Genomic DNA, 13,651 nt, shown 5'->3' with positions numbered 1-13,651 from the left:
CTACCCCGCCCTACTCGCGCCCTGCGGGCACTCGTTGAGGGCGGGGCTTCCCTGTTCCATGACGCGACGTGCAGGAACCGGCGAAACCGTGGTTCCCACAGCGGTCGCAGTCTCCGAGGGCGTTCGTTCGGGGTGAACCACCCCTACATCATCGAAGCCGCGAGAAAGGATGTTACGGGCCGCGTTTGCGTCTCGGTCGGCCTGAAAACCGCACGCCGGACACGAGTGCTCACGCACCCATAGCGGTTTGTCGGTCTCGACGCCGCACCGGGAACACTCTTTGGTGGTTCCACCGGGGCGAACAGCTGCAAAGTGTGTCCCTTCGCGCTCGCACTTGTATTCGAGCATCCGGCGAAACTCACCCCATGCAGCGGACGCGGTGTTGCGGCTATTCGACGGGGATTCAAGCATCCCGCTGATGTTCAGGTCTTCGACAGCCACGAGGTCGTACTCTCGTGCGTAGTACGCCGAGACGCGGTGGAGAAAGTCCCGACGCTTCCGTTTCAGGTCGGCGTGACGTTTGGCGACGACCTTCCGCTGCTGTTCCCAGTTGTTCGACCCGTGCTCTTTGCGGGAGAGCTTTCGATGCTCGCGGTCGAGACGGTTGCGTTCGTCCGAGAGGTCAAGCGATCCGAGTGCGAACCCGTCGGTATCGTGGGCGAATTTCAGGATGCCCACGTCGATGCCGACACACTTCTCGGGATCGTCGGGTTTTGCGGGCGGGTCGTCGCCGGTTTCGATACTGATAGACGCGAACCATTCGCCCGTGGGTTCGCGTTTCACCGTGACTTGCTTTAGTGCGGCATCGTCGGGTATCTCGCGGTGGAGGGTAATCGGCACGTCACCAATTTTTGAGAGCGATAAGACAGTTCGACCGCCCGTTTCGTGGAGCTTGAAGCCGGACTGTCGGTAGGTGAATGACCGATACTCTCGCGGTGACTTCCACCGGAGGTGGCCGACGCGGTGGCCCTCCTCTTTGAGTCGGTGAAGCGTTTCGAGGTTGTCGTACAACCTCTCAACGACGTTCTGAAGCGTGCGCGAATACACGTCGCCGAGGGCATCCCACCACTCCTTGAGATCGGTGAGGACGCCGAGTTCGTCATATCGGGATGTCCCCTCAACGCGGTTCAATCGGTGGAGGAAGTGGTTGTACGCTTGCCTGCAAATATCGCGGTGCCGGTCCAACTCCTTGCGGAGAGCGTCGGGCGGCTTGAGACGATATTTGTGGGTACGGCGCACGGTGAATCGGCTTTATGTCTTGCGATTAGTAAGGGTTCTGCTTCGGACGAAAGATCAGATGATGACGGACGCCGTATCCCCTCCCTGCTCGCGCCTGCGGCGCTCGCTGAGGAAGGGGTCTTGGCGTCCTGCGTTACGGATAAAACCGCGCGAGCGGTGGTTAGTTGTCGATGAGCTCGCGGACGGTCTCGGCGCGTTCCTCGTCGGTGACGAACTTGTCGAGTGTCCAATCGAGCTGGTCGACGACCGCCTCGTAGCCATCGTCGGTGAGCGCGTAGTCGTTGGTGCGCTTGTCCCGCTCGGATTTCTCGACCAGATCCATCTCCACGAGATCGTCGAGGTTCGGGTAGAGTCGACCGTGGTTGACCTCCGAGTCGTAGTACGATTCGAGCTGGCGCTTGATCGCAAGGCCGTACATCGGCTCGTCCGACAGGATGGCGAGGATGTTCTGTTGGAACGCCGTAAGATCGCGGGCGATACCACTGTCCTGGACCGCTTGTGCCTCTGGCATCAGCAGGAAGATGTCACCCACATATTTAATCCTTCGCAACCATAACGGACGTTGTCCGAGATAGGGGACGTGACTGGAATAAATAGGTGGTACCACTCATTAATACTACCGTCGAACCGTCGGTCGGCGCGGGCGATGCGATAGAAAACGCTTTTTCGTCGCCTCGTCGGACGAGGGGGTGATGACGAACCTCTGGGAAGACCTGGAAACCGGCCCGAACGCACCCGAGACGATCCACGCCGTCGTCGAGTGTCTCAAGGGCGAGCGCAACAAATACGAGTACGACAAGGACGTGCCCGGTGTCGTTCTCGATCGCGTGCTCCACTCGAACGTCCACTACCCCAACGACTACGGCTTCATCCCGCAGTCGTACTACGACGACGAGGACCCCTTCGACGTGATGGTGCTCGTCGAGGACGCGACCTTCCCCGGCTGCATCATCGAGGCCCGCCCCGTCGCGCTGATGCGCATGGACGACGACGGCGAGCAGGACGACAAGGTGATTGCCGTCCCGGCCGAGGACCCCCGATTCGACCATATCGAAGACCTCGACGACATCCCCCAGCAGGAACTCGACGAGATCGACGAGTTCTTCGAGACGTACAAGAACCTCGAAGCCGGCAAGGAAGTCGAGACGCAGGGCTGGGAGGATCGACAGGCCGCCTACGACGCCATCGAACACGCCCAGGATCTCTACGACGAACAGTTCGCCTGAGTCGTTTCGGCGGGATCGCTGCGCTCGTCTCGACACGTCGTAACGGATCAGTGACGAGATCGACCGGGCGAACGGTTTTTGACTCCGTTGGGCCTATCACTCCCGATGGTCCCGCCGTCGCAGTCCGCAGTGGGCTTGCGTGTCACCCTCGACATCTGGCACCCCGACTGCTGGACTCTCACGGTGACCGAAGACGCTGACGGCGGCCTGCTCGGCCACGGTGTCTATCCCATCGACGGGGCCGCCACTGGCCGATTTACCGTTTATGGCGAGACGACCGATGCGGTCGAACGGCTCGTCGCCGCCATCCAGAACTCGCCGCTCACCGACTCGGTTTGGGAAACCGACCATCTTCACGCCACGAGTGAGACGGTTCCCGGAAGCGCGTCCCGTGCGATCGTCGTCCGCTATGCGATCGAGAACTCGATCAACGATGCGCTCGTCTCACGCGGCTTCATCCCCGACGAACCGGTCAGAATGCACGGCGGGAGGGAGTATTGGACGGTCATCGTTCAGACCGACCGCGAGACACTCGGCAAGCGTCTCGACGCCGTCCGCGCGGAGAACGACGCAGAGATTCGGATCGAGGACATCGTGGTCCCTCGCGGCGGACCCGGCGTGCTCCCGACCGACGACCTCTCAGGACGCCAACGAGAGGTCTTCGATCTTGCCCGTCGTCGGAACTACTACGCGTGGCCCCGAGAAGTGAGCGCCACCGAGCTGGCCGAGGAACTCGACGTTGCGAAGGCTACTCTTCTCGAACATCTCCGGAAAGCCGAGGCCAAACTCTTCGGACACCAGTGACTTCGTTCGGAATGATGAAATTTCGCTGTGTGGATAACCCGTTCATGCTAGGGAGGTGGCTTATTGGCCCACTATAGTATGATAACATATGGCACAATCGAGCGAGAAAGACGACCGTAGTCTCGCACGCGATATCGGACCGTATGGAGCGATGAGCACCGTCATCGGCGGGACGCTCGGGGCGGGGCTGTTCGTCACGCTCGGGACCGCGAGTTCCACGACCGGGCCGAGCGTGATCCTCGTGGTGTTGCTCGCGGGCGTGATCGCAACCGCTATCGCCATCAACTACAGCTGGATGTCGACGATCTTTCCCGCTGCGGCGGGATCGTACTCGTACGTCTCGCGCACGTTCAACAGCCGCCTGCCCGGATTCGTCGTCACGTGGTCGAAATGGCTCGGGTATATGGCCGCCGACGCGAGCCTCGCCATCGGCTTCGGAAGCTATCTTCAGGTGTTCTTTCCCGACCTCATCGCGGGTCGGACCGGGATCGCCCTCGCCGGGTTCGGGGTTCTCACCGTCCTCTTTTTGGTCAATCTCGTCGGAACGCGCGGGTACAGCATCGCCCAGAGCGCCATTCTCGGAGTGCTCGTTCTCGCGATCCTCGTGCTCGTCCTCCCCGGATCACTCTCAATCGATACTGCGAACTATCGGCCGTTTTTCACCGGGGGATCGAGCGGCTTCCTCGCCGCTGCCGCGCCGCTGTTCTACGCCTACATCGGGATCGCCGTCGCGGGCCAGATGGGTGCTGAGGTGAAAAACCCCGGTCGGAACCTCCCGCTGGCGATGATCGGCGGGACGATCATCCTCACCCTGCTGTATATGTGGACCGCAGCGGTGATCTACGGCGTGGTCGGCGATTATACTGTCCTCGCCAACTCGGCGCGCCCGCTCGCCACCGCCGCCGAGACGTTCCTCGGGACGGACGCGACCGCCATCGTTGCATTCGGCGGCCTGCTCGCCACTGCATCGAGCGTGAACGCCGTGATGGCGGCGGCCATCAAGATGCCATATTCGTGGTCGTGGGACGAGATCTTCCCACAGCGGTTCTCGATGGTGAACGAACGGTTCGGCTCGCCCCACTGGTCGTTGCTCACGCTGTATGTGGTCTCCTCGGCACTGACGTTCTACGCCTCGGGACTCAATCAGGTGATCGTGATCGCCACCTTCAGCTACCTCATCGCGTACTTCGCGGTCTCGGTATCGTTGCTGTATGCCCAGTACGCCCGGCCCGATATCGTCGAACAGGCGGATTTCAACCCTCGTAGCGGTCTCCTCGTTTCGGGCCTCGTCGGTGCGATCGGCGCATTCGTATTGCTCACCCAGGCCTACCAGGGCACCCTCACGGTCTACGTCCCGTGGGTGATTATCGGGCTTGTCGTGTTCGGCATCTACTGGTATCGTGGCCAGCAGGCCGGCACCGATGTCGAATCGATCCTCGACACGCTGCCGGGCGTACCCTCCGCCGAATACGATCCCGATATTCAGGAGACCACCGCCGATGACTGACGATCCCGCCGACATGCTCGACACTGCAACGACTGACCCAGGCACGCTCGTAGGACGGATCGATCACGACGAAACCATCGACCTCCTCCAGGAGCTCGTTCGCATCCGTAGTCCGTATTTCGAGGAGGAAGCAATCACCGAGTTCGTCTACGACTGGCTCGATTCACGAGGGCACGATCCAGAGTACCATCCAGTGAGCGAACCCGATATCACGGGATTCGAGGGCAACAACGTCCTCGCCCGACTGGAAGGCTCCGACCCGGGGGCTCCAACGCTGCTGTTGAACGCCCACATGGACACTGTCGAGATCGTCGAGGCGTGGGAGGAAGACCCACTCTCGGGACGGATCGAGGACGGCAAACTCTACGGCCAGGGGGCCTGTGACATGAAGGGCGGTCTTGCGGGCATCATGGTCGCGTTCGACGCACTTGCCACGGCCGACGTGGATCTCGCGGGCGATCTCCTCTTCAGTGCGGTCGTCGACGAGGAGGGTCCCTACGGACTGGGCGCAAATCAACTCGTTCGTGACGGGATCACCGACGAGTGTGACGCCGCTATCGTCACCGAACCCGGCCCGATTCTCGCTCAAACGACCATCGAAAATCCCGCCCTGCTGCTCGGTGCGCGCGGACGGTTCCTCTACGACATCACCGTGACCGGCGAGGCCGCACACGGCTCACAGCCACAGAAGGGGACGAACGCCGTGGTCGATGCGGGACGGTTGGCCGATGCGCTCGCGGCGATGGACGTCGGCACACACGAGAAACTCGGCGACGGCTCCGTCTGTCCGATCGAAATCGAGGGTGGCGGTGAGACGCTGTCCGTACCGGAATCGTGCCGTCTGCTTGCCGACCGCCACGTCGTTATCGGTGAAACCGAAGACGTCGTCCGAGCGGACGCAGAACGCGTCGTCGCGGATCTCGATCTCGACTCCGACGTACAGATCGACTTTCGGGACGCGCCCGCCCCGGACGTTCGCTACGGTCCCTACGTCACCGATGCCGACGACCCGCTCGTGAACGCACTATCGAGTGGTGTCGAAACGGTCACCGACGACGAACCAGCCATCGGCTACTTTTCGAGCGTCGGTGACTTCAACTACTTCGGCCACCGTGCCGGTCTGCCGACCGTTATCGTCGGTCCCGACGGCGAGAACATCCATGGTGCCGGCGAGTTCGTTCACACCGATGACGTGGTTGCTGTGGCCCGTATCGTCACCGCTGGCTGTGTCTCCCTGCTCGGCTGAATGCTACTGTGTCAATCCTGATCGAGGAGTCTGTCGATATCGAGCCGATCGACGAGTAGCGACTGCATCCGCTCGATGGTGTCGGCGCTCCGTGCGGGACCGGCAGCGATGGCGTCCTCGGCGCGGTCGACGGCCGTGATCGTGTCGGAGGGGACGCGTAGTACCGGCACGTCGGCCTGTTCAGCACGACCGAGAACCGCCTGTGGGGGACTGTGGCCGCCAGTGAGAAGCAGACAGGCGATGCCGGACGCCTGCAGCGCCGCGGTCTGGATCTCGGATCGATCACCGCCGGTGATCATCGCCGCCGAGCGCGTGCGACGGAACTGTCCGAGTGCGGCTTCGGAGCCCATCGCACCGACGGAAACCCGTTCGACGAGTCCATCGAGCGGTGCTTCGTCGGTGAGTATCCGTGCCCCGAGTTCGTCGGCGAGATCCCTCACGGTGATGCCTGCGAGCTCGCGCTGGTGGGGCACCACCCCGAGAATCGGTATCCCACGGTCTTCGAGGAAGGGGATGGCGTCGGTCGTTAGTTCGTCGTAGTTGTCGTCCGACACGCCGTTGAACAGCACGCCGTCCACCTCGTCGAGCTGTCGGGTCGCCGCGAGCACGTCGTCGACGTCGCCGGGCTCGTCGTAGTGGGCGATGAGAACCACCCGTGCGTCGAGCAACTCCGCGACGTCCCGATCGGTGAGATCGATGATCCCGCCCGTCGAGAGTCGGCTGCCGCCCTCGACCACGATCAGCTCACGATCGGCGGCGAGTTCGCGGTAGCTCTCGGTGACGCGCTCGCGCAACTCCCCTGGGTCGGCCTGGCCACGCAGTGCCGTCTCGACGAGCGTCTGTGAGTAGACCACCGGCTCCAGGTCGTGTACCTCGGCATCGAGATCGAGCAGTTCGCCCGCGAGCAGCGGGTCCTTGTCGAGCGTCTTGCCGACGTTGCTCTGGAGGCGCGTCCCCTTCGGTTTCATGTAGCCGGCGTCCACGTCGCGCTCGTCGGCGATCCGTGCGATCGCGAGTGCGATGGCCGTCTTCCCGGTGCTTTCGTCGGTCGTGGTGAATAGTATCGGGTTCATCGGTCGAGTTCCTCCGGGTCGATCGTCGCCGCGAGATCCACCGCCACGACGCCGTCCGGCGTGGCGACGAGTGGGTTGATATCGAGTTCGAGAAGGGACGGGAAATCGGTCACTAACTGCGAGATGCGCTGGATGGTCTCGACGAGCGCCGCCTCGTCGACGGGATCACGGCCCCGAGCGCCGCGAAGCAACGGTGCAGCATCGATCTCGTCGATCATGGCCGCCGCCATCGGTTCGCTCACGGGGGCGACCCTGACGGCGATGTCTTCGAGCGTTTCGACGAAGATGCCGCCGAGACCGAACAACAGCAGGGGGCCGAACTGCGGGTCGCGGTTCACCCCGACGATGGTCTCGGTTCCGGCGTCGAGGTCGATCTGTTCCTGAAGCTGGACACCGAGCACGGTCGCGTTCGGCTGGTAGTTCTTCGCGCGAGCGACGAGATCCTCGTAGGTGTCCGCCACCGCGTCGTCGGGAACGCCGACACGGACGCCACCGATATCGGATTTGTGCTGAATGTCCGGGCTGGCGACCTTCATGACGACGTCGCCGTCGATCTCGGCCGCACGGCGTTCGGCATCGCTTGGCGTGTCGACGACGGTTCCCTCGGGCGTCGGAATACCGTAGGCATCGAGCAGCTCCATCGCTTCGATGCCGAGCGCGTTCGAGGGGCGTTCGGCCGCCCGTTCGATGATCTCCCGAGCGGCCGTCTCGTCGACGTCGAACGTCGTCGGGGCCTCGTACTCGCGGGTCGAGATCTCTCGATAGCGGGCGAGCGAGTCGAGACCCGTCACCGCCCGTGCCGGGTCGAAATACGTCGGGATGCCCGCGTCGTCGAGGACCGACTGGGCATCCGCCGTCGACTCGCCACCCATCAGACAGGCGGCCACCGGGAGGCCGTGCTCGGCCTGCGTCGCGGTCGTGATCTCGGCGAGCGCCTCGAAGGAGAGCACGGCCGTCGGACAGGCGAGGACGAGCGCCGCACCGACGTTCGGATCGGCAAGCGCGACGTCGAGCGCGTCGCTGAAGCGCTCGGCCGCTGCATCGCCGATAACGTCGACCGGGTTGTAGATGTTCGCTTCGTCGGGGAGGCTCCCCGCGAACGAATCGAGCGTGTCGTCGGTGAACGAGGCCAGCTCCAGCTGTGAGTCGCCGATCGCATCGGTCGCCAGCACCCCCGGTCCGCCGGCGTTCGTGATGACGGCAACCCCATCGCTCTCGGGGAGCGGCTGGCCGTCGAGCATGGTCGCGGCGTCGAACAGCTCCTCGACCGTCTCCGCACGGATGACGCCCGCCTGTTCGAGACCCGCCTCGTACGCGCGCTCGCTACCGGCGATCGCTCCCGTGTGCGAGGAGGCCGCTTGCGCGCCTGCCTCCGTCCGGCCGGATTTCACCACCACGATCGGCGTTTCCTGCGTGACCGCCCGGGCCGTCTCGATGAACCCGCTGCCGTCGGCGATATCCTCCAGATAGCCGATGACGGCACTCGTGTCGTCGCTCTCGCCCCACGCCGCGACGAAATCGCGCTCGTCGAGGACGGCCTTGTTGCCGAGCGACACCACGTCGCGAAAGCCGATGTCGCGGTCGTTGGCCCAGTCGAGCACGGCGGTGATGAACGCGCCCGATTGGCTCATGAACGATATCGACCCATCCTGGGCGGCCTCGGGACCGAACGTCGCGTTCATGTTCACCGCGGTGCTCATGACCCCGACGCTGTTCGGCCCGACGAGATTCAGCCCGTATTCGCTGGCCGTCTCCTGGAGGTCGCGCTCGCGTGTGGCCCCTTTGCTGCCGGTCTCGCCGAAGCCGGCCGTGAGCACGACGACGTTTTCGATACCGGCCTCCCCGGCGTCGTGGACGACGTCGACGGCGATATCGGCCGGCACGACCACGACGGCGAGATCGACAGGATCGGGAACCGAGCCGAGATCGGGATAGCACGCACGGTCGAACACCGTCTCCGTGCCCGGGTTGACGGGAACCACGTCACCGTCGAATTCGAGGAGGTTGGCCGTGACCGCCCGCCCGACCGACCCGTCGCGCTCGGTTGCACCGACGACGGCGACGCGCTCGGGGGCGAACAGGCCCGGGAGTTCACTCATCACTAGCGACCATCGGGACGCAGCGTAAAGATACTAGTACATTTCTCTCTTTGCTCGCGCCTTCGTTCCGATCGTCGTCGGGATTTCGGCGTGATCCGAACTGACGATGACGACGCAGAGAGCTGTTCAAGTACCGATGGCAGACCCATCACGTGCTGCACGTCGCCCGTTCAGCGCGAGGAACACCATCGAAAGGCCGGAGCTCAGCAGGTTCACGCCGAAGAGCAGGCCGATCGCCCATTCGGCGGTGCTCGGCCAGCCGATCCACAGCAACACGCCAACGGCCAGCGCGAGGACTCCGCTCGCGATCGGCCACCACCAGTTCGGCCGCGAACGCAGTCTGAGTCCCATGAAGATTTCGAGCACGCCGTTGAACACGAACACGACGGCCAGGACGAGCGTGAGCGTCGTCAGTCCGAGCACGGGGTTGACCAGCGTGACGATCCCGCCGACGACGTACAACAGCGCCAGCAGCCCTTGGCTGAGTGCACCTATCCAGCCGCGTGCGGAGAACACGTGGACCCCGTGACTGACCCCGCTCACGACGAGCAACGCTCCCAGAAGCGCGGACAGCGCGAGACCCGTCACCAACGGGGCGACGATCGCAACCACGCCCAACAGCGAGATGAGGAGTCCGACAGCCGCGAGATACCGCCACGTCGTTGCCAACGGCGTCGTACTGGGGTTCGTCCCTGTTTGAGTGCTCATGATATATCTAAACGGTAATATTACGAGCAGAAATATAAGTGATTGGGATGGTCGATAGTATTGTACATGAATATTTACAAATTCAAAGCAGAAGCAGAATGACGATCTCGATAGTGAAATATTTGAAATATGGTACTATTTTGAAGAGGTGGTGGAGGGGATGACTCCAATTGATTTCGATCGAGGTTTTCGGTGGCAAACACGACGCTCCTTCGATCAATTAGGAAAGGGAGCCATAGCGTGAGGCTTTAGACGCTACTTACCGATGTTGAGACAACACAAGTGAGTATCGACACAGCCGAACCGCCCGTTCCACGAGACGCCATCGGGACCGTACTGGATATAACTGCTCCTGATGAGGGAAATCGACCTTCCGGTCGAGCGGCCGACTGCTGATGGTTGACGCCGTCGCCGCGGCTGGCCGATTGCTCTTCGCGCTGTTTCTCGTGGTGATGAACGGCGTGTTCGTGGTCGCCGAATACGCGTTCACTCGCCTCACTGCCGCGAAGGTGAACACGCTGGTCGAGGAGAACCGCCGGTTCGCCTCGATCGTCGAGGAGGGGTTCGAAAACCTGGACGACTATCTCGCCGTGACGCAGCTCGGGATCACGATCGCGTCGCTCGCGTTGGGCTGGGTCGGCGAGCCGGCCGTCGCCGTGGTGATCGAACCGGTGGTGGGGTCGTTGGTTCCGGAGGTGGCTGTCGCCGCGATCAGCAGCGTGATCGGACTGTTCGTCGTCACGTACTTTCACGTGACGTTCGGCGAGCTCGCGGCGAAGAGTTTCTCGATCCATCGCCCCGGTCGGATGGCCCTGCTCGTCGCCCCGCTCATGAAGGCCTGTTACTATCTGTTCCTGCCCGGACTCGTGCTGTTCAACGGGACGGCGAACCTGTTCACGCGAGCACTCGGTGTCCCGCCGGCGTCCGAGGTCGACACGTCACAGACCGAAGCCGAACTCAGAACCGCCGCCTCACAGTCCCAAGCACAGGGCCACATCGACACTGACGAACTGAACATGATCGAGGGTGTCTTCGATCTCGAAGAGACCATCGCTCGGCAGATCATGGTGCCCCGCCCCGACGTCGAGGCGGTCGATACCGAAACGCCGCTCTCGACGCTGTACGAGATCGCCACCACGGGCCATCACATGCGCTATCCCGTGGTCAAGCAGGGTGACGGCGAACATCCGATCGGCTTCGTCCACGTCCAGGATTTGCTGCGAATCGAGATCGATCGTCGGGGGACAGCGCCCGACGAGCCCGAACCGACCGCCGGCGATCTCGCCCGGGACATCCTGATCGTGCCGGAGGACAAGCTCATCGACGACGTGTTCACCGACTTCCAGCGTGAGGATCGGCAGATGGCCGCGGTGATCGACGAATGGGGATCGTTCGAGGGCATCCTCACCGTCGAGGACATCGTCGAGGAGATCGTCGGTGAGATCCACGACGAGTTCGATGCGACGACCGACGAGCCCACGATCAGCGAGCGCGCGGACGACTGTTACGAGATCGACGGTGGTGTGCCGATCGAGACGGTCAACACGACCGTCGGGAGCGCACTCGAAAGCGAGGAGTTCGATACGATCGGCGGGCTCGTCTTCAGCCAGCTCGGACGGACTCCCGAGATCGATGATCGCGTCGAACTCGACGGCTACGCTCTCACCGTCGCCGGCGTCGACGATACTCGCATCACGACGCTCACGATGGCACCGCTCGACGAACCGTCGACCGAGTGATCACCCCGGAGTGACTGCTCTGACGACGACCGTGCCGTTCTCCTTCGTTGCTTCGAGCGAAAGGCGGTCGTATGGTGGCCGCAGTTCATGATGGCCGACCAGTTCGACCGCTCTGTTCTGTGGTGGCTCCTGGAGCTCGAACCACGCCTCGAACGAGTACGACTGGAGCCGTTTGACCGATGTCGTGCGGGGCGGATCGTCACTGCCGGTCGTCGGCTGATCGAGCAGGCGGACCGGTGTGTCGGCTGCTGTTCCGTCGAGTTCGTCGTCGAGCCCGGTGAGAAGCTGCTGGTTCAGTTGGCCTGCAGCGTTCCAATCACCGTTCGACACGAGGAGGGGTGACGTCACGACGAGCGGCAATAGCAACGACACTGTGAGCACGAGGAGTACGACGGTCGCATCGACGCGGACCGTCCTCGCCCGAATCGCGGCGACGACTGCTTCGGCAGCGGTGAGCCCGAGCAAACTCAGGGCGGCCATTGCCGGGACGAGACAGAGATAGCCGGTTTGGATCTGATCGGCGATCCGCAACGGATCGCCGATGCCAGCACCGGTCGCCAGCAGCAGTCCCGGGACGATCACCGACCAGCTGGCGAAGAACACGAGATGGGTACGTATCGACGAATCGACGGTCTGACAGCCGCGTATCGCTGCCAGTAGCCCTGCCACACAGCCGACGATGAACAGCGAATCGATGAGATAGCCGATCGCGATGGCCGACTCGTTCGGGCCGAACGGTAGCACTGCTTTCGTAGCAGGGGCCAGCAGGTGTACCCCGAGCATCCCCTCGAAGGCGATACCGGCGACGACCAGCGCCACCAGTCCAACTGTGTCGAGGCCGCGACGCCGGGCGTACCGAACGAGTGCGAGGCCGATGGCCGCACCACCGAGCACCGCCACGAGGAGTACCGACCGCGGGAGAACGGTGAGAACGCTTTCCACGACGTCCGTCGGCTGGAACACCCATCGAAGATATTTGAGCGGGACGAACAGGATGGAGAGGCCCGGTCCCGACGCAGCACCGGCGCGGTAGCCGCCAACCCCACCGAGAACGACGAGCCGAACGAGGGCGTAGGCGACGGTCACCGCCACGAACGGAGCCGTTCCCGTCACGGCCCGCCGGAGGGTCGATCGCCACTCGCCGGTTCCTCGATAGAGGACGAGCCACATGAAGATCACTCCGGGAAGGGCGACTGCCGGCTCCTTCGTTCCGAGGGCCGCTGCATACGCACCGAGCGCCCCGGCAAGCAGCGGGCGGGAGTTCGCGCGACGGCTGCGGACGAACAGGAGGAGTGCACCGAGAACGAAACCCGTCAGCAACACGTCCTGACGGCGGGCGATCGGCGGCACGACACCGGCCGTCAGCGGATGGATGGCGAAGAGGACGGCACCGAGATAGCCGACGGCGGGCCGGCGCGTGATCTCGGCGATGGTGACGGCAGCAAGCACCGCTGCGATCCCGTGGAGCAGGAGGTTCGTGAGATGATAGCCGGTCGGTGAGAGTCCCCAGACTGCGTATTCGAGCGTATATGAGAGACTCGACACCGGGCGGTAGAACAGCGCAGTGTCGACGAAATCCGTGCCGGCCATCAACGGCTGTGTGAACAGTTCGACGACGCCGCTCGGGCTCTGCACGCGACTGGTCTCGATCAGCGGCAGCGTATCGGTCGCGACGAACCAGTACTGGATCGTTTCAGCATGAGTGGCGATCGCAATGGCGAAGACGACGAGCAGCCATAGCGACCGGTTGCCGCGCAGTACGGCCCGCAACCGCGATCGTCGGGTCACGAGCGGCTTCCCCGAGCCAGCCGGTTCTGACGTGGGAAGGGACTCACCGCCATTCGAAGAGCGCTTCGAGAGCGAGTGCATAAATGGCTTCGATAGGGAGACTCCGTAGTTCGTGTGCGGCGAACAGTACCCGATAATCACGATGACCGTTCGTGATATTCCTCGTGGTTATCCGGTGTGCGCCGCGAATGTGTTGGAATTATGGGTAGTCTTTTGCGTACG

At 63.2% G+C, this 13,651-nt stretch carries 11 protein-coding genes; 5 read left to right on the top strand and 6 right to left on the bottom strand.

Annotated elements, in window-relative coordinates:
* Both MUK72_RS13880 and MUK72_RS13875 read right to left on the bottom strand, forming a co-directional pair.
* Entirely contained in the window at positions 1-1,239 is a 1,239-nt protein-coding gene (locus MUK72_RS13880; protein ID WP_049916189.1) for an RNA-guided endonuclease InsQ/TnpB family protein, read from the bottom strand.
* Between the two features lie 160 nt (positions 1,240-1,399).
* Positions 1,400-1,750 carry a PadR family transcriptional regulator gene (locus tag MUK72_RS13875; protein WP_004053794.1) on the bottom strand — a complete coding sequence of 117 codons (351 nt, stop codon included), beginning with the start codon at positions 1,748-1,750 and terminating at the stop codon, positions 1,400-1,402.
* 181 nt (positions 1,751-1,931) lie between these two features.
* Between MUK72_RS13875 and MUK72_RS13870 the strand changes: the two genes are divergently transcribed.
* From MUK72_RS13870 to MUK72_RS13855, 4 genes are all read left to right on the top strand, one after another.
* Positions 1,932-2,465 (top strand): inorganic diphosphatase, encoded by a 534-nt coding sequence (locus tag MUK72_RS13870; RefSeq protein WP_244702208.1) that lies wholly within the window; start codon positions 1,932-1,934, stop codon positions 2,463-2,465.
* A gap of 105 nt (positions 2,466-2,570) precedes the next feature.
* Positions 2,571-3,269 carry a helix-turn-helix domain-containing protein gene (locus MUK72_RS13865; RefSeq protein WP_244702206.1) on the top strand — a complete coding sequence of 233 codons (699 nt, stop codon included), beginning with the start codon at positions 2,571-2,573 and terminating at the stop codon, positions 3,267-3,269.
* An 88-nt stretch (positions 3,270-3,357) separates the two neighbouring features.
* Complete coding sequence (locus MUK72_RS13860; protein WP_004053799.1) at positions 3,358-4,776, top strand: APC family permease; 1,419 nt, start codon at positions 3,358-3,360, stop codon at positions 4,774-4,776.
* The gene (locus tag MUK72_RS13855; RefSeq protein ID WP_244702204.1) at positions 4,769-6,022 is read left to right on the top strand and encodes a M20 family metallopeptidase; all 1,254 of its coding nucleotides are present in this window, start codon (positions 4,769-4,771) and stop codon (positions 6,020-6,022) included. Before MUK72_RS13860 ends, MUK72_RS13855 begins: the two co-directional genes overlap by 8 nt.
* Positions 6,023-6,033: 11 nt before the next feature.
* Here MUK72_RS13855 and MUK72_RS13850 read toward each other — a convergent pair whose 3' ends face one another.
* The 3 genes from MUK72_RS13850 to MUK72_RS13840 form a co-directional block, all read right to left on the bottom strand.
* A complete protein-coding gene (locus MUK72_RS13850) occupies positions 6,034-7,095 on the bottom strand; it encodes a phosphotransacetylase family protein (RefSeq protein ID WP_244702202.1) in 1,062 nt (353 codons plus the stop codon).
* Entirely contained in the window at positions 7,092-9,194 is a 2,103-nt protein-coding gene (locus MUK72_RS13845) for an acetate--CoA ligase family protein (protein WP_244702200.1), read from the bottom strand. The genes MUK72_RS13850 and MUK72_RS13845 overlap by 4 nt, the downstream gene beginning before the upstream one ends.
* A gap of 126 nt (positions 9,195-9,320) precedes the next feature.
* The gene (locus tag MUK72_RS13840) at positions 9,321-9,902 is read right to left on the bottom strand and encodes an HdeD family acid-resistance protein (protein ID WP_343749945.1); all 582 of its coding nucleotides are present in this window, start codon (positions 9,900-9,902) and stop codon (positions 9,321-9,323) included.
* A 395-nt stretch (positions 9,903-10,297) separates the two neighbouring features.
* Here MUK72_RS13840 and MUK72_RS13835 point away from each other — a divergent pair, with 395 nt between their 5' ends.
* Positions 10,298-11,641 (top strand): hemolysin family protein, encoded by a 1,344-nt coding sequence (locus MUK72_RS13835; protein WP_244702197.1) that lies wholly within the window; start codon positions 10,298-10,300, stop codon positions 11,639-11,641.
* On the opposite strand, the gene MUK72_RS13830 is transcribed toward MUK72_RS13835, so the two are convergent.
* On the bottom strand, positions 11,642-13,429 hold the full coding sequence (locus tag MUK72_RS13830) for a hypothetical protein (RefSeq protein WP_244702195.1): 1,788 nt from the start codon (positions 13,427-13,429) through the stop codon (positions 11,642-11,644).
* Between the last annotated feature and the right edge of the window lie 222 nt (positions 13,430-13,651).

It is taken from the genome of Halococcus dombrowskii (assembly GCF_022870485.1).
Classification (GTDB): Archaea; Halobacteriota; Halobacteria; order Halobacteriales; family Halococcaceae; genus Halococcus; species Halococcus morrhuae.
The sequence above is the reverse complement of the archived record's forward strand: the minus strand, read 5'-3'. Positions and strand labels throughout refer to the sequence as shown.